Source organism: Campylobacter concisus (assembly GCF_015230015.1).
Taxonomy (GTDB): Bacteria; Campylobacterota; Campylobacteria; order Campylobacterales; family Campylobacteraceae; genus Campylobacter_A; species Campylobacter_A concisus_AF.
On record NZ_JAAKZC010000004.1, the window covers coordinates 30,805 to 47,149 of the forward strand.

The 16,345-nt window shown below is 38.7% G+C and carries 17 protein-coding genes; all 17 read left to right on the forward strand.

Annotated features, from left to right (window positions below; genetic code table 11):
* The first annotated feature begins 60 nt into the window (after nt 1-60).
* The 17 genes from G6W42_RS03105 to G6W42_RS03185 all read left to right on the forward strand — a co-directional run bounded on the left by G6W42_RS03105 (nt 61) and on the right by G6W42_RS03185 (nt 16,344).
* Entirely contained in the window at nt 61-903 is an 843-nt protein-coding gene (locus G6W42_RS03105) for a helix-turn-helix domain-containing protein (protein WP_194172917.1), read from the forward strand.
* Nucleotides 900-1,526 (forward strand): DUF6475 domain-containing protein, encoded by a 627-nt coding sequence (locus tag G6W42_RS03110; RefSeq protein WP_194172918.1) that lies wholly within the window; start codon nt 900-902, stop codon nt 1,524-1,526. The genes G6W42_RS03105 and G6W42_RS03110 overlap by 4 nt, the downstream gene beginning before the upstream one ends.
* Nucleotide 1,527: 1 nt before the next feature.
* Nucleotides 1,528-2,139, forward strand: a complete 612-nt coding sequence (locus tag G6W42_RS03115; protein WP_194172919.1) for a DNA cytosine methyltransferase — start codon at nt 1,528-1,530, stop codon at nt 2,137-2,139.
* Complete coding sequence (locus G6W42_RS03120) at nt 2,136-2,318, forward strand: hypothetical protein (RefSeq protein ID WP_194172920.1); 183 nt, start codon at nt 2,136-2,138, stop codon at nt 2,316-2,318. Before G6W42_RS03115 ends, G6W42_RS03120 begins: the two co-directional genes overlap by 4 nt.
* Nucleotides 2,318-3,154 (forward strand): DNA adenine methylase, encoded by an 837-nt coding sequence (locus tag G6W42_RS03125; protein WP_194172921.1) that lies wholly within the window; start codon nt 2,318-2,320, stop codon nt 3,152-3,154. Before G6W42_RS03120 ends, G6W42_RS03125 begins: the two co-directional genes overlap by 1 nt.
* On the forward strand, nt 3,151-3,411 hold the full coding sequence (locus G6W42_RS03130; protein ID WP_194172922.1) for a hypothetical protein: 261 nt from the start codon (nt 3,151-3,153) through the stop codon (nt 3,409-3,411). The genes G6W42_RS03125 and G6W42_RS03130 overlap by 4 nt, the downstream gene beginning before the upstream one ends.
* Nucleotides 3,380-3,760, forward strand: coding sequence for a DUF1064 domain-containing protein (locus G6W42_RS03135; protein ID WP_194172923.1), 381 nt, complete (start codon nt 3,380-3,382; stop codon nt 3,758-3,760). Before G6W42_RS03130 ends, G6W42_RS03135 begins: the two co-directional genes overlap by 32 nt.
* A gap of 4 nt (nt 3,761-3,764) precedes the next feature.
* The gene (locus G6W42_RS03140; protein WP_194172924.1) at nt 3,765-4,118 is read left to right on the forward strand and encodes a hypothetical protein; all 354 of its coding nucleotides are present in this window, start codon (nt 3,765-3,767) and stop codon (nt 4,116-4,118) included.
* A 9-nt stretch (nt 4,119-4,127) separates the two neighbouring features.
* Nucleotides 4,128-4,604, forward strand: a complete 477-nt coding sequence (locus G6W42_RS03145) for a hypothetical protein (protein ID WP_194172925.1) — start codon at nt 4,128-4,130, stop codon at nt 4,602-4,604.
* A 105-nt stretch (nt 4,605-4,709) separates the two neighbouring features.
* The gene (locus G6W42_RS03150; protein WP_194172926.1) at nt 4,710-5,999 is read left to right on the forward strand and encodes a hypothetical protein; all 1,290 of its coding nucleotides are present in this window, start codon (nt 4,710-4,712) and stop codon (nt 5,997-5,999) included.
* Nucleotides 6,000-6,022: 23 nt separating this feature from the next.
* Nucleotides 6,023-6,295 carry a hypothetical protein gene (locus G6W42_RS03155; protein ID WP_194172927.1) on the forward strand — a complete coding sequence of 91 codons (273 nt, stop codon included), beginning with the start codon at nt 6,023-6,025 and terminating at the stop codon, nt 6,293-6,295.
* Complete coding sequence (locus G6W42_RS03160; RefSeq protein ID WP_194172928.1) at nt 6,282-7,856, forward strand: portal protein; 1,575 nt, start codon at nt 6,282-6,284, stop codon at nt 7,854-7,856. Before G6W42_RS03155 ends, G6W42_RS03160 begins: the two co-directional genes overlap by 14 nt.
* Nucleotides 7,857-8,013: 157 nt before the next feature.
* Nucleotides 8,014-8,664, forward strand: a complete 651-nt coding sequence (locus G6W42_RS03165) for an HIT family hydrolase (RefSeq protein WP_194172929.1) — start codon at nt 8,014-8,016, stop codon at nt 8,662-8,664.
* Between the two features lie 12 nt (nt 8,665-8,676).
* Complete coding sequence (locus tag G6W42_RS03170) at nt 8,677-8,988, forward strand: hypothetical protein (protein WP_103613359.1); 312 nt, start codon at nt 8,677-8,679, stop codon at nt 8,986-8,988.
* 26 nt (nt 8,989-9,014) lie between these two features.
* Nucleotides 9,015-10,178, forward strand: a complete 1,164-nt coding sequence (locus G6W42_RS03175) for a hypothetical protein (RefSeq protein ID WP_194172930.1) — start codon at nt 9,015-9,017, stop codon at nt 10,176-10,178.
* An 11-nt stretch (nt 10,179-10,189) separates the two neighbouring features.
* On the forward strand, nt 10,190-15,229 hold the full coding sequence (locus G6W42_RS03180; RefSeq protein WP_194172931.1) for an LPD23 domain-containing protein: 5,040 nt from the start codon (nt 10,190-10,192) through the stop codon (nt 15,227-15,229).
* 131 nt (nt 15,230-15,360) lie between these two features.
* A complete protein-coding gene (locus G6W42_RS03185; RefSeq protein WP_194172932.1) occupies nt 15,361-16,344 on the forward strand; it encodes an SU10 major capsid protein in 984 nt (327 codons plus the stop codon).
* The last annotated feature ends 1 nt before the right edge of the window (nt 16,345 follow it).

A 16,345-nucleotide genomic window follows, 5' to 3' on the forward strand; every position in this document is an offset into this window, starting at 1 on the left:
CTATATACTCTGCGCGGGGCTGATACTTGCAACAATCTATGAAACTTGGAGGGGGTTTAGATGAGCATAAGAATAATGAGCCAAGTTTGGAATATGGAAATCGACGATAGCACTACAAAACTAACGCTTATGGCTTTGGCTGACTTTTCAGATGATGAGGGTTACTGCTACCCTAGCTATGAAGTTTTAGCTAAAAAAATATCAAAATCAAAAAGAACAGCGATAAGAGCAGTTGAAAAATTAACCGAGCTTGGATTTTTACAAAAAGAAAAAAGAGAATTAAAAGACGGAACAAGTAGTGCAAATCTATACAAAATTTTAAGTGAAAATGAGAGGGTGACACAGACGCACCCTAGGGTGACAAACGAAAAAGAGAGGGTGACAAGTATGACACTACCTAGTGACACAGATGACACCCCTAGGGTGACAAGTATGTCACCGTGTAGTGACAAGGGTGTCACCCCTATTAATATAACCACCAATAGAACCGTCAGTAGAACCGTCAATGAACCGTCAATTAACCCCCTACCCCCTAAGGACATTTCACTACCTGACTTCATCGATCCGAACCTATGGCAAGACTATCTAGCCTACAAGAAAGAGCGCAAAGAAAAACTAAGCGATAAGGGTATCGAGATGAAATTTAGCGAGTGGGCTAAATGGGCAAGCGAGGGCATAGACGTCAATGCCTGCATACGAGAAGCAATGCGAAATGAGTGGCAAGGGGTCTTTAAGCCAAAGCCTAGCTACGGCGCAAAGGTGGCTAGTAGCGCACAAGGCATAAGCGATAATAACCCTCACGGGCTAAAACAAGGCACTTTAAACACAATGGCGGCGTTTAGGGAGCTAGCTAGAGAAATGAGAAAAAACGGAAAAAGTGACTTAGTAGGAGATTTTCAATGATGATACAAGAATTTTACGGCGTATTTATGCCGACAGTGGAGTATTACGGAGCGAATTTAAGTAAAGCCGTGATCGCACTTTATTTTGAGGACTTAATGGACTACGAGGCGAGCGAATTAGCTGCGGCGCTAAAACTAGTTAGACAAACGCGAAAATATCCTACTATGCCTACGTCTGCGGAAATTTTAGAAGCGCTTAACGGGGACGAGGGCGACAAAGCGCAAAAAGCGTTAGACGAGCTAGCTTACGCGATAAGACGCTACGGACCTTATCGTAGCGTATGCTTTAAAGACGGAGCGATAATGTCAGTAGTGCGTGCTAGGGGTGGCTGGGTAAAGGTTTGCAACCTAGAAGGGCAAGACTGGGAAAATTTTAAAAAGTGGGACTTCGCTAAGCTTTACAAGATCTATGCAAAAACCCCGCAAATTTGTCCTGATTATCTAATCGGCGAGAGTGAGGCGGATAACGGCTTTAACGGCGTAGGTGGAAACGAGCCAGTATATTTTATCGGCGGAGCTAACGACGGTAAATTTATGGGCGCGGCTAAATTTAAAGCCTTAACGGCGCAAAAATCACCTATTAAGGCGATATTAACGGGCGTGATAAAAAGAATTGGCGCATAAGATGAAAGTTTTAAATCTTTTTGCAGGGCTTGGTGGTAACCGCAAGTATTGGGACGATGTGGCAAGAGAAAAAGGCGTAAGCATAGAGGTAACAGCCGTTGAGTTTGACCCTGAAATAGCAAAAGCTTATGCAAAACGCTATCCAAATGACAACGTGATAGTAGGTGATGCTTGGGATTATGCCACTAAAAACTATTTAGATTTTGACTTTATTTGGGCTAGCCCTCCGTGTCAAACTCATAGCAGATTAAACATAGCAAATAATATCCGTAATGATCGAACAAAAAGGCTACCTGATTTTAGACTTTATGAATTAATCGTGTATTTAAAATACTTTTGCAAAAAAGCTTTTGTAATTGAAAACGTGGTGCCATTTTATGAGCCACTTATAAAGCCTACCGCTGAGATAGGAAGACACTATTTTTGGGCTAATTTTGATCTATTCTTTTTACATAACCCTAATTTTAGGATCGTAACAAAGATCAAAGTTGGCGATTTTATGGATTTAGATTTGAATGAGTTTAAGATAAAAAACAAACGTCAAGCCATAAAAAATGAAGTTGATTATGAGATAGGCAAAAAGATATTTGAGCGTTATTTGGAGAGCAAATGAAAGCCGTATATATCACGATAATCGAAAGCGGAGCTAGCATAATCGCAAAGGTAGCGGACGAAAACAAAAAGATACTTGATAGCTTTGAGATAAGCCGTAAAGACGCAAGCGGAGTGCTTGAAATAATGAGAAAGTGGAACGAGAAGCACAAGGACGATGACACAAAGGGGCTATTTTGATGAATACATTTAACACCGCCCCTTTGCCATTTCAAGGACAGAAAAGAAACTTTATTAAGCATTTTAGAGAGCTTATAAAAGACGAGTTTAGAGCACATCGGAACGGAGTTTTTATTGATGCTTTTGGCGGCTCTGGGCTACTTAGCCACAACATAAAGCAAATTTACCCTAATGCAAGGGTAATTTATAACGACTACGATAATTACAGCCAGAGGCTGGCAAATATAGAGGCAACAAACGAGATTTTACAGGCAATAGAGCCTATCACAAAAAAATATAAAAAGGGTGAAAAAATAAGTGGAGAGGATAGAGAAAAAATTATAAAAATTATAGATGAGTATATAAAAAGAGGATATTTCATCGACTGGCTAACGCTCAGCTCAAGGCTTCTTTTTCCTGGTAAATATGCTCATAATGAAGATGAATTAAAAAAAGAGAAAACATTTTTTATAAACACCTTAAAAATGTCTTTATACCAAGCAAATGGTTATTTAAAAGGCGTTGAGATAGCCCACAAAGATGCAATGGAGCTGATAAAAGAATTTGAAAATAAAGATGTTGTATTGGTTTTAGACCCACCATATTTGCAAACGGATAAGGCTGGGTATAAATGCTTTTGGGGCTTAAGAGATTTTTTAAAGCTGATTAGACTAGTGCGAGAACCTTTTATATTTTTCTCAAGTGAAAATAGCGACATTTTGCCATACATAGACGACCGTGTAGAGTGTGGCGATAAAGTTTTTAAAGGTTACAGCCTGAAACAAGCAAAGTTAACTAATGGACAAAGGAAGACTGATTATATGATTTATAAGAGCGGAGCAAGGGGGCTATTTTGAGATTAACAAGAAGTAAAAATAAAGCCTATCAGCTAAGACTACTTGAAGCATACCCACTTTGCCAAATATGCGAGGAGCAACAAAGCATAGAGTGCCACCACGTACGATATGGCAGGTTTGGAGCAGATAAGGACGACAGTAAGCAAATAGCCGTTTGTAGAGAGTGCCATCAATGGTGCCACGCACACAAACACGAGAGCATAGAAAAATACGAGGAGGTAGCAGATGAGAACTGGCAACGTTTCGGTGAATGTTAGGAACAAATATGGCAACAAAAAAACTAAAGGCTTTGATAGTGCAAAAGAGTGGCGTAGAAACCAAGAGCTAGAAGCCTTACAAAGAGCTGGAGAGATAAGCGAATTAAATCGCCAAGTGCCGTTTGTGCTAATGCCTAGTTTTGCCATAACAGACAAAAAAACAAAAAGTGGTCTTAGAACCGTGCGTGAGATCAGATACATAGCAGATTTTACCTATCGTCTTAAAGATGGCACACGCATCATTGAGGACGTAAAAGGAATGCAGACGGACGTTTTTAAAATCAAACGAAAACTACTAGAGAGAGAAATAGCCCTTGGAGTGATAGAGGGCGAGTTTAGGATTTATTAGAAAAATGGATTTGCCTAATTTAAAACATTTAGACGTATTTTATGCCGTGCTTGATAAGTTTTACCCAGGCTGGGAAAAGAGAGAGGATCACTATTATTTAACGGAAATTTCGTTTTTAATAAGGGAAGTGTTAAACAGCCCCTATACGGACGAAACTGTTATTAATAATCTAAGAGTAAGTGAGGTAAAGAAATACCAAAACGAGCTTAACACACTATTAAATACGCCTAAAGAGTTTTTAACTTGGGTATTAAAACATAGAATGTCAGCGGATAGGCGAAAGATGTGCCAAAGCAAATTTATAAAGCCTAAACGCAAATATAAAAAGAAAAAATATCAACAATCGACTTTATTTTAGGGGCAGATGGTGGGAAAATTAACCGACAAGATAAAAGAGCAAATAATAGCTGATTATAAAGCAGGAGTAAGCCAAAACCAACTAGCAAAAAACTACAAGCTAAGCCCAGCAACTATTAATAAGCTATGCAAGAATATCCCTCAAGAAAATATCGAAATAGTGAATACTTTAGTGAATACTGCGATAGCGACGAATAGGGCATTAGAGGGGAAAAGCCAAATAGAAGTGAATAGTATAGAGCGAATAGTAGATGAAAAAACAAGGCATTTACTATATTTTCAGAACGCAGCACTTAGAAATCAAAAAATAGCCGATGAGATGCTAGAGATGAGTGATAAGATAGCAGACGTTGAAGCTCACAGCAGGATCACGGCTAGAAACAAAGAGACTGTGCTAGGGCGTGAGGCTGATACGGTGATCAATAATGCAAACGTGCAAAGCGAGCAAAAGATAATCATTGAGAGAAAGGAGCTAAAGGGTGAATAAAATTACTTGGGCAGATATTGTCTTTTGCGTAGTCGTGAGTATGGCTATTGCAAGCGTGATCTGCGTTTGGCTCTTTATTGAGGCGATATTTGAAAAGGTGGCAGGGTGAGCGATATAAATCTAAGCCTAACCTATACGCCGTGGCAAAAAGAAGTTTTTTTTGAAAATACTGCACGCTTCACCACAATAGAGAAAGGGCGCCGTGTAGGATTTACCAAGGGCATAGCAAACGCTACGATTGAGTGGCTTTTAGAGGGTAAAAAAGTGCTTTGGGTAGATACTATCACGTCAAACCTACAAAGATATTATGAACGCTATTTTTTGCCTGAGCTAAAAGCTCTACCAAAAGAGTTGTATAAATTTCACGCTCAGGACAAAAAGCTAAGCATCGGAGAGGGCTATCTTGATATGAGAAGTGCAGAACGCCCAGAAAATATTGAGGGCTTTGGCTACGATATAGTAATCCTAAACGAGGCAGGCATAATCTTGAAAGACGCCTATCTTTGGGACAACGCTATAAGAGCGATGCTACTGGATAATCCAAAATCAAGAGCATTTATAGGCGGCGTGCCAAAAGGCAAGAACCGCTTTTATGATCTTGCAAAGCGCGGCATGAGCGGAGATAAAGACTGGAAAAACTATCAAATATCAAGCTTTAATAATCCACTACTCAAAAAAGAGCAGATAGACGAGATGGTGGCAGAGCTTGGCGGTATAGATAGCGATGTAGTGCGCCAAGAGATATACGGCGAGTTTTTAGACACAACCTCAAATGTGCTATTTAACCTTGCTTTGATAGAAAACGCCTTTAGCACACAGATGCCAAACGAAAAAGCTAGCATTGTTTGGGGACTAGACGTGGCACGTGAGGGAGATGATGAAAGCGTACTTTGTGTTAGGCAAGGATACGGCGTCACAAACTTTTATACTTTTCGGCTTGATAGTGTGACAGCTTTAGCAAGGGAGATTTTTGGAATATATGAGAGAAGTGAGGATAAGCCAGACGCTATTTTTATTGATAGTGTTGGTGTTGGTGCTGGTGTGTTTGATACTCTAGTGGATTTTGGCTTGCGTGGTATAGCGAGAGAGGCAAAATTTTCATACAAAGCTACAAATGAGAAGCTTTATGCTAACAAGAGAGCAGAGGCTTATTTCACACTCAAAGAGAAATTTAGGCTACTTAGTATCGTGCCAAATGACAAACTCAAAAAACAGCTTAGCACTATTAGTTTTTATTACGACAAAAAAGAGCGCTACTTGCTCTTGCCAAAAGAGAATATCAAAAAAGAGTTTGGCTTTAGCCCTGACCTTGCAGATGCGTTGGCTTTGACATTTTTTGATCCATTGCCAGCAAAAATCAACACAATCAACTATGATGACGGAGATATTTGGTGAAAGAGTGTCAAAATTGGGTAGATTTGAGAAAACAAATCGAGTATATTTTTGAGCGTATTGATGTAGAGCTAATTAGAAAGGTGGCAACGCTTGATGATGAGGCTTTGCGTCTTTGTTTTTGCGTGATGATTTGCGAGTGGCTTAAGGGTGCAAAATTTATCCCTACAAAACAAGCTAGAGTAAAACTTGCAACAGCTCTAAAAGAAAAAGGGGTCGATAAAAAACGAGTGAAAGAGCTAACAAATATCAGCAGAAGCACAATTTACAGAGTAGGACACGAAAATGACGAACGATGAAAGAATAAGCTATCTCGAGGAGCTAGTGCAAACAGCATACAATGGCTATGCGGAGTACAAGCCTTTTTTTGACAAACTAAATGATGCGTATTTGCTCTTATTAGAAAGCGAGCAGTATCATAGCCTCAAAGAGAGGAACAAAAGCAAAAACTACATACCAAAACTAAACTCAAAAGCTAAAAGGATATATGACGGCTTAACCGAAACTTACTTTAACAATGATACATTTGCCAAGCTAGAACCGTATATAAACTCAACGCATGATGTGATCGACAAGTGGCAAGAGGCACTAAATTTCTATTGCGACAAGATAAATTTATACAAAGTTTTTGCACCGATTTTTTTAAAATCTGCCTTTTCGGCAAGCTCGGTGGTAAAAGTGTTTTGGGCTAAAGATGAGGCAAAGATAGAGGAAGTAGATATAAATGACATCTATTTTGACCCTGATGCAAAAAACACGGACGACATCCGCTATATCGTGCATAGAATTTACCTCACGACAAACGACATCAAAAAGCTAATCAAGAATAAAACTTTTAAACAAATCGATCTAAGCGAGAATAGACCTTATGAGAGAATTTGCTTAAATGAAATTTATGAACTAAACGACGATAAATGGAGCGTTAGCACGCTTTACAATAGCGAGTTGCTAAGAGATAAAATAGAGCTAAAGGACGGACAGCCTTTTGTTTTTGGCTATATGCTACCGCAAACAAGAAGAAACATAGACCAAACTTTTGTTTGTGCTTATGGAGAGCCTGCGCTTGCTTCACTTTTACCGTTGCAGGATGAGCTAAACGCTATCAGAAACTCAATCACAGACGTGACAAGAAACCAAGCAATGCCAAAAATCATCTTTAATCGCAGCGCTAGCATATCAAGAGCTGATTTAGAACGTCCAAGCGGTGCAATATTCACCGATAGCCCAGCCGACATCAAGATCGTGCCACCTGGCGACATCAACGCTTCAATGGCAACAATACAAGTGATCGAGCAAGAGATGAGCGAGGTAAGCGGTGTTAGCCCTCAACAAAATGGAGCACCTGCAACTAGGCAAGAAACAGCAACAATGGCATCAATTATGGCAAATGAGGGGAGTGTCAGACTTCAAGGCTATATCAGAACTTACAATGAGACCTTTTTTGAGCCTATATTTGAACGTCTTGCATTCTTAGTTTGGAAATACGGCGACCCATTGTTTTTTGCAGGCTTTAACCGCGGAGAGGTACCGAGCTTCAACATCAACCTAAACACTGGTATAGGAGCGCTCAACAAAGAGGTGCAAAAGAAAAGCCTAATGGACGCTAGCCAAGTAATAGCAGCTCAATTTGGTATGTGCTTGCAATTACAAGACGGCGAGGGTGCAAATAGAATGAAAGAAGCAAACGAGAAAATCCTATTAGAGCTATTGCCACTATATGGCATAAAAGACCCAGAGAATTTTATCGGAAAGGAGAGTGAGCTTGCTAAACAATTTAAGCCACAGGCTATTTTGCCAAGCGTGGCAAGCCTTGACGCAGAAGCAGGAGCTTTACCAGCTGACGCAATGCCAAGCGTTTAGGGATTTTTCAGAATATCTATTAGGGCTTTATGCGGCAAGTGTGACCGCTAGCCAAAATGAAAAGAACAGCGATGAAATGAGGTTAAGGGCGATCGAGAACATAAAAACACTCGAAAGCCTTTTAAGTTTTTTTGAAAATTACAAAGAGGAGTAATAAATGACAGAACAAGAAGCACTAAATGAATTAGTAAGTATCGTAAATGGTGATGATCAAGTAGAGCCTGAAACAAACGAAGTGGCACAAGAACCACAAGAACAGCCAACAGAGCAACCAGTAGCAACAGAAGAGCCAAAAAAAGAGGAGCTTAATATCGAGGCTATCAAGCAAGCAATGGCTGAAGCGCTAGCAGCAAAAGAGCAACCGCAAGAGCCATCACAACCACAGCTTGCCCCTGAAAAACAAGCACTACTTGATAGTTTAGGTCTTGGAAATCTTGACGCACTAAAAGCTCAAATGGATCAAATCACACAAGCACAAGCAGCACAAGCAGAGGAAGCTAGACGACAAGCAGTTTTTGACAAAAACCTAGCAGAGTTTAAAAAAGACTACCCAACAATACGCCCTGATGATCTAGCAGAGTTTGCAAAAGCTCACGGCATGAGTGATCTACTAGGCGAAAATTATGTAGGCTGGAAAGCAGTAGCAATGGGAATGATCAATGTAGCAAAAAGCAAAGAGAAGCCAGACGAAATTTTAAGCGGCTCAAATGCAAGCAGTGAGCTATCGGCGTTTGATAGAGCCAAAAAAGGCGAGAATGTGAGCGACGTAGAATATGGCGCAGAGCTTTTGAAACTAGCAGGATTATAAGAGGAGTAAAAAATGGCAGAAACTGAAAATGGCCTATTTGGAAATATTTTAGGCTGGCTTGGCGGTTCAAGTGGTGGAGATAAAAACGGTGTAGGTGGCACACCTAACTGGCTTACAGCTTTAGGAACTGGTGGTGCGTTATGGAGCGCTTATAATCAAAGCAAAATGGCAAAAAAAGCATTTAATCTAAATAAAGATGCTTACGATTTCAATAAAATGCTTTCACAAAGACAGCTACAAAGAGAAAATCAAGCAAATCAAAATTTAGTCAATGCTTGGAACGCATCAAATTTTCACAAACAACAAGAGGACGAGGCTTACTAATCTAAGCCTCACAAAAAGGAGCAAAAATGCCGTATTTTAACCCAAACAAAGTAGATTTTAACTACAACACCAACACAATAGACGCAGTAGGTGCAACTGGTAGAGCATTATGGGACATTTACCAAGATAGCGTGAGAAATAACTTCACAAAGCAGAAATTAGCAGAGGAGAATAGATCAAATTTAGCAACCGAGCAAAATAATATAGATAGGCTAAACGAAAACATACGTCACAATATTTCAACCGAAACTGAAACAGCGAATAACAATGCCATAAATCAAGGGCTTAAGCGTGACGAGCTTGGGATAAAAGGGCAAGAACTAAACCTAAAAGCAAACAAGTATCAAAACGATGCCCTCTATAACCATCTAATGGCAAATGTTGCTATGCAAAATGCAAACACAAACGCAAATAGACTTAATTTTGACGTACAAAGATACAATAATGGGTTAAATAGTGATAGTTTAGAAACCAATTTGGCATTTGAGAAGCTAGGGGCAAAGTTGCCTGATTGGGCAGAAAATATGTCTCCGCAAGAAGTGCAAGCTTACAAAAAAGCAGTTATAAACGTAGAGACAAATAAAGCTTTAAATGGGGCAAGTGGGTCTCTTGTGGATAGAAAACAACTAGCACAAAAATCAGTGCAAAACTTAAGCGACCTAAAAACACTGCTCGATAGCCTAAAAAGGGCGAAAGAAAAATATAGCTCTACAAACACTGGATGGCTTGATACTACATTGCATAGTGGGGCAAAATATTTGGGTTTTGACGGCAAGCAAATGAACGATTTTAGATCTGCTCTAAACAACGCAATGCTTTTTGCAAAAGGCGTGTTTGGTGACGGTAAGATGTCAAATTTGCAATATCAGCAACTCATAAATAGTTTCCCAACTGGGGATGAAGCGAGCGATAAGGCTTTTATTTCAAATTATGACGCCACTCTTGACGCGTTGGGGTCATATTATAAAAATACAGTTGAACAAATGCAAAATGGGGGCGTTGATATGAGAGAGTTTGAAGGGATGCTCCCAGAGATACAGTCGCAGATTAACGGGCTTTATTACAACCCAAGAGGTGAGCCTGAAAAACAAAAAATCTCACCTCAAGAAGGACGAAGTATTGGGGCAAACAAAAACAACTCACAAAAAAATTATATAGACGCAAAAACACTTGGCATAAATTTTAGATAGGAAACAAAAAAATGGCTTGGATAAAAATACCTGAAAACAAAACTGAAATGCAGATAGGTGGCAACTGGGTAAAAATACCTAGTGGCATGAAAGAGGTCGAGATACCTGATAATTTATTAGGCACGCAACCAACAGCAAATAGCGCGCCAACTTATGCGCCGCCTGCTCCTGATATGAGTAAAGCAGTAGATGCTACACCAAAAGAAAAGACATGGTATGACAAAGTTGGTGAGTTTGCGGATAAAATCTCTCCAATAAATGTCATAAAAGGGGTAGGTAAAGAGTTAGGGGGAATGCTTGAGTATTCTCATTATGACGGAGCTACTGGCAAAGAATTAGAAGCAAAAAAGGCTACTGAAGCCCTAGCAAGAGCAAAACACGCAAGCGATGATAGGAACATTATCTCACAGCTTACAGGTGACGAGAGTAAAGATCAGGCGGTGAAAGAAAGAACTGAAAATTTGCTCTACAACTGGGCTAAAAAGAATAATTATGATGACGTAAGAGAGGCTAATGGTAAGTATTATTTACAAAAAGGAGATAATTTTATCCCAGTAGATGAGCCAGGTATAGGCGATAGCGTCTCAACCTACCTAAACGAAATGGGCGTGCCCATGGGAGCAATAACTCTAGCGTCTAATCTTTTACCAAATAAAAAACTAAGTGCAGCACAAAAGGCGGTAACTGCTGCTCTTGGTACAGCTGGAGCATCTGGTATTGGTGCCGCAATGGACGTTTTTGCCGATAAAAGAATTTTAGGCGATGATAGCATAACCACTGATGATTATTTAAAACACGCTTTGCGTGGCGCAAGCGATGATGCTTTAGTCTCGGCTCCACTAGCAGCAATGGCATCGCCAGCAGTTAAAGAAGCGTTAAAAAAAGGGGCAAAAACAGCTTCTGATCTATCACTTGTAAAACCTCTTGCAAGATATGTAATAAATGACAATATTGGTGGGGCTGAAAAAGCAATAATGGATAAATTAGGCGGAGAGGCAAACACGGCAGCAGCTCAAAATTTATCTAAAAATGCACTTGGCGATGACCTTTATAGGACTTTACTAAACGACAACCAAGCTTATGCTTTACCAAAAGTTGGCAATGAAAAGATACAAAAAGGCATTAACTACGTAAACGATAATATCTTAGCTCCAGCCCAAAAAATAACAAGAGATATGATAAAGGGTGAGGGGACAAGAGAGCGAGAAATGGATCTATTTTTAACTGCTCTTGGTAACGACGCTAAGGGAGCAGATATAATTGCCGATGCAGTTGCAAGAGACCCAAAAAGCTTTTCAAAAATTTATAAAATGTCAAGCGACTTAAACGCAGACGCAAAAAGTGCTTTTCTTAATATGATAGAAAAGAAAAAGACAGCAGATATTTTAAGCGGATACGAAAAACGCACAAAAGATAATTTTGGCGAGGTGATAAATGCTCTTGATGATGCTTTTGTAGGCAAAGAAGCAAGCGCAAATTTACTCCAAGCTAAGCATGAACTTGGCACTCAGGCGTTAAGATTGCCAGCAGGGTATAGAGATAGTACATTAGAGTTATTAGGGAATACCAAAGGCTTTAAAGGGCTTAATGAAGTAAGAAACGTGCTAAGTGCTGATATGGCAAGGCTAACTGCTCCTGATGCTATCACAGCAGGTACCAAAAAAACACTTGGCAAGATGATAGAAGCAGTAGATAATGCAATAGACAATGTCGCCGAGCAAGCTTTTGGCAACCCAGCTCTTAGTCAAAAAGCAAAAGATGTTTTAAAACAAGCAAGAAGCGAATACGCTCTTTTTAAAGAACTTCAAAACTCTAAAATTTACCATGATGTAATGGGTGAGCTAAAGAGTAGTGGCGATATAACAAACTCACTCTTAAAAGCTCTTAATGCGGAAAATGGCTTAGATTTAAAAGCTCTTACAGCCAGATTAAGCAGTAGCGAACAAGAAGCATTAGAAACTAACTTAATCCGTGGTGTAATAGAAAAATTTACCAAAGATGGAATAACTGACTTTTCTAAAGTAAGCAATACTTTAGAAAATGCTCCGTTTGAGAGTAAAAGAGCGGTGGAGATAATGGGAGAGCTAAATAAAAAAGCTCCTATACTAAATAACACATCTTCACTGCTTGAAAAGCTAACAGCGATTAATCCAAAAGCTAAAGAGCTACAACAAGGCATAGGGCATTCAGTAACTGGAGCACTTATGACAATGAAGAGAAATTTAGCCATTGAAAGGTTAAAATCACTGCTCCCAGTATTAGGCAATGACGCATCTTTAAAAAATCATATAAGAAATGCAATTAATAATGCAGGCGATCTAAAAAGTGTTATTAATAATCTTGAAAAGATAGAGATAAAAGATGCACCAGAGAACTCAACTAAACTATTAGAAGCTTTTAAAAACGAGGTAAAGGCGTTAAGAGAAGAGGCTCAAAACGCAGAAATAAAAGGGGATAATTTCATCACAAAAGAAAGTCCAGCGCCAAAAAGTGATTTAAATGTAAAAATTAGCGTGGATGACTGGGTGAGGGAACTATCAGAAATAAATAATAACGAGCTTAGTGCAAATTTATTTATTTTACAAAATAAGCACCCTGAACTTTTTAAAAAGCCAAGCGATGTGTATAGGCTGCTAAAAGAGATAAAAAATAACCCAACTCACTTTTTTAAAAACAACCGTCCAGATATAGCTTTAATAGCTAAGGTCTTAGAAGACGGGAGTGTAGGGAAGCTTGGCATAGTAAAAGAAAGTGGGCTTGTAGGACACTTATCAAAAAGCACAAATAAAAATGAGATGGATAGACTAAGAAAAGTTAATGAGAAAGAGCTAAAGGTAGGAACGCCATATCCTACACTCCAACGTGCTGATGTTAATCAGGTTGGACCGACGGCTGGTGCAAAAAGCACATTCTCTAGCTCTGATGAAAGCATTATACCACAAAAAGACAAAAATACTAAAACAATAAATGCAAGCCCACATATAGCAAGTGGCTTACTTGGTGGCACAGCAAATGGTGCTGATGAAAATGGCAACGTTAGCCCTGAAGAGTTTGCAAAAGGTTTTATATATGCATTGTTTGGATCAAAATTTAGTGCTTCAGCAGTTAAACGCATAAGCCCAGAGCTTTACAATTCTATTCTTGGGCTTGGCAAAAAGATGCCGCAAATGGTGAAAGATAATCCAAAATTATTAACTAAAATTTATGGATCAGCAAAGAGCAATAGTATAAATTCTTTTGCAGGAGAAAAGGCACTTAATGCTAGTGCTAATAAACTCTCAAAAGCTAAAGCTATGCTAGAAAAAGGCGAAGATGAAGTTAAGATTTGGCAAAGCACTGGTTGGTATAAAGATAAAGATGGCGCTTGGAAGTTTGAGATAGATGATAGCCCAGCTAAAATCAAAAATCAAAACGCAGATAAATTAGGCGACTTACTAGAGCATAAAGAGTTATTTAAAGCATATCCTGAGCTGAAGGATATAAACGTAGTAAAAATAAAAGATGAACTTTACAATAAAAACTTAAAGGATTGGCACAAAGAGAGCTCCCCACTAACTAAAAACACAGATGGAACCCCCAAAATTTTTTATCATGGGACTAAAAAATCAAATATAAGCGAGTTTGACCAAAAGTTTGATAAAAGTAAGTGGGGGTTTTTCTTTACAACTGATAAAGGGTTGAGCGAGGAATATTCAAAAGGGCGATATGGGCTAAAAGAACCAAATAGCGGAGTTATGGAGGTATATATAAATGCCAAAAAGCCTTTTGATTTAAGAGAAGAAATCACAAAGGATACTGCTAATAAATATCAAGCATTGCTTGGGAATTTAGCAAAAAGAGATGACATAAAAAATGGTGTTGGTAAAAGTCTTTATGAATATATAAAAAATACCAACCTAAAACAATATGATACAAAGGCAAGAGCGTTTAAAGATAAATTGCAAAATGCAGGATATGATAGCATTATATTAGACGATAACGTAATAGTTGCATTTAACCCAAACCAAATAAAACATGTGAAAAACAATGGAAATTTTAATAAAGAAAATGATATTTATGCATCAGGTAATAAAGGCTATTACGACCCAGTTAAAAAAGAAATTGGTCTTAGAGAAATAGCAGATAAATCAACCTTAATGCACGAAATCCAACACGCCATACAAGATATTGAAGGGTTTGCAAAAGGGAGCAACACAAATGATAAAAAATATGCCCTCTCCCATGGTGAAGCCGAAGCAAGGAATGTACAAAATAGGCTCGACCTAAATAAAAAAGATAGAGCTTATCCGCATGAGACCTTTGACGTAAATCCAAATGATACATTTGTAAGTAGAGAAGACGGAGTAAATTTTAGTCAAAAACTACCTGAGCTAAAAGAAAAAAGAGGCATCTATAATGTTACATATAATGGCAAGAACTCTACACAAATAAAGCAAGATTTAGACAACATAAATGATGCTATCAAGTATGAACGAGGCAATATTGGTAAAGGAGCGAAGCATATAAGCATCAGGCACTTAGATGATGAAAATAAGGCTGGTTTTGTTACGAAAGAGGAATTGCTAAATTTGGGTGAAAATGTGCGTAATTTTATTAAAGAACACAAAGAGCCATTTGTAAATAAGAAAAATGCTCGTATTTATGAGTGGGAAGATGATAAAGGTGTCAGGTTTAAGCTAGTAGTTAGTAATAAAAATGGCGAAGGGAGAGGGTTACCGCTTGGCAAAAGCCAAGACGTGTCCTCAATTACTAATGACCTTCGCCCAGCCACGAAAAAGGGATTAAGCCCAAGTGGCAGCCTTGATGACATTATAACCTTTTATTCTGATAGAAACTTAAAAGAGCCTATGAAGTTTGAAAACCCAAAGCTTAAGCTACTTGATGCGATAGACACAAGTAGCGATAAGGTAGGCTTAATTAAGAAAGTGCTACTAAATAAAGATATAAGCGACGGAGTAAAAGCTAAAGCAGTAAATAGGCTAACTAAAAATAAAATTAGTCAAGGTGTAAAAAATAGCTATATATCTACTAAAAACTCCAATAATAATTAAAAAGCCCTATCTTTTAGGGCTCACTTTTTTTAAAAACACTAAATTTTCTTTTTGATTTTCTCAAAATTGGGTAGATTTGACACAGCCCTTAATGATAAATTGCCATTAAATTGCATAAAAGGAGCAAAGAAATGGCAATAACTACAACTGGGTTTCAAGCCCCAGCTACAAAACGTGAAGGCTTAAAGCCCTCAGTCTATGAAAACATAATCTTAATAGGTGCTGACGAGACGCCTATACTTAAACTAATTGGCACTTCAAGTGTTAAAGGTATAGAGCACTCTTGGCTAACTGACAGCTTAGCTGCCCCAAAGAAAAATGCACAGCTAGAGATTTCTGACTTTGATGATCAGATCAAATCAAGCGTGCAAAAGACTTCAAATGCGGTGCAAATTTTCACTTCAAACGTTAGCGTTTCAAGAAGTATGCAAGCAGTGGCTACTTACGGCGGTAAAGAGCTAGAGCGTGAGACAGCTAAAAGAGCGAAAGAGCATAAGCTAGATATGGAGTATGCCATTTTTGGTCTTGGTCGTGATGCTGATGTTAAAAAGAGCGTGTTTAAAGCACCGAGCGTTAGAACTGACGCAACAGCTGGCGAAATGGCAGGCTTATTTTATTTCTTGGCTAAAGGTGCGGCTGCATTTGCAAGTGGTAAGCGTGGCAATGTTGTAGCATTTGATAGCTCAGGCGATTGGAAAGGTACTCCAGCAGCACTAACCGAAACTGTGCTATCACAACTACTTCAAAATATTTGGGATGCAGGCACAACTCCAAAAGATGTGTTTATCGGTGCGGAATTAAAACCAGCTATCAATAAAATAGCAACTCGTCAATTTGGCAATGAGAAAAATATCAACTCTAGCGTTGTTAGTCTAGACACTGACTTTGGCAGGGTAAATTTTAGACTTCACCGCTTCTTGAGCCCTAAATACGGCTTGGGCGATTGTATCATCGCTGGCGATTTTGACTACATGAAAAATGGTCTATTAGTGCCAACTGAACTAAAAGACGTGACTACTTCAAAAACAGCTATCCAAAAGAGATACTACACAGAAAGTTGTATAGAGGTAAGAAACGCAGACGCATTTGCAATAGGCGTTGGCTTAAAGGCTTAGT

Bases quoted from the DNA above. Each gene is read 5' to 3' on its own strand.
- G6W42_RS03105 (WP_194172917.1), top strand. From the start codon at position 61: ATGAGCATAAGAATAATGAGCCAAGTTTGGAATATGGAAATCGACGAT.
- G6W42_RS03110 (WP_194172918.1), top strand. From the start codon at position 900: ATGATGATACAAGAATTTTACGGCGTATTTATGCCGACAGTGGAGTAT.
- G6W42_RS03115 (WP_194172919.1), top strand. From the start codon at position 1,528: ATGAAAGTTTTAAATCTTTTTGCAGGGCTTGGTGGTAACCGCAAGTAT.
- G6W42_RS03120 (WP_194172920.1), top strand. From the start codon at position 2,136: ATGAAAGCCGTATATATCACGATAATCGAAAGCGGAGCTAGCATAATC.
- G6W42_RS03125 (WP_194172921.1), top strand. From the start codon at position 2,318: ATGAATACATTTAACACCGCCCCTTTGCCATTTCAAGGACAGAAAAGA.
- G6W42_RS03135 (WP_194172923.1), top strand. From the start codon at position 3,380: ATGAGAACTGGCAACGTTTCGGTGAATGTTAGGAACAAATATGGCAAC.
- G6W42_RS03140 (WP_194172924.1), top strand. From the start codon at position 3,765: ATGGATTTGCCTAATTTAAAACATTTAGACGTATTTTATGCCGTGCTT.
- G6W42_RS03160 (WP_194172928.1), top strand. From the start codon at position 6,282: ATGACGAACGATGAAAGAATAAGCTATCTCGAGGAGCTAGTGCAAACA.
- G6W42_RS03165 (WP_194172929.1), top strand. From the start codon at position 8,014: ATGACAGAACAAGAAGCACTAAATGAATTAGTAAGTATCGTAAATGGT.
- G6W42_RS03170 (WP_103613359.1), top strand. From the start codon at position 8,677: ATGGCAGAAACTGAAAATGGCCTATTTGGAAATATTTTAGGCTGGCTT.
- G6W42_RS03175 (WP_194172930.1), top strand. From the start codon at position 9,015: ATGCCGTATTTTAACCCAAACAAAGTAGATTTTAACTACAACACCAAC.
- G6W42_RS03180 (WP_194172931.1), top strand. From the start codon at position 10,190: ATGGCTTGGATAAAAATACCTGAAAACAAAACTGAAATGCAGATAGGT.
- G6W42_RS03185 (WP_194172932.1), top strand. From the start codon at position 15,361: ATGGCAATAACTACAACTGGGTTTCAAGCCCCAGCTACAAAACGTGAA.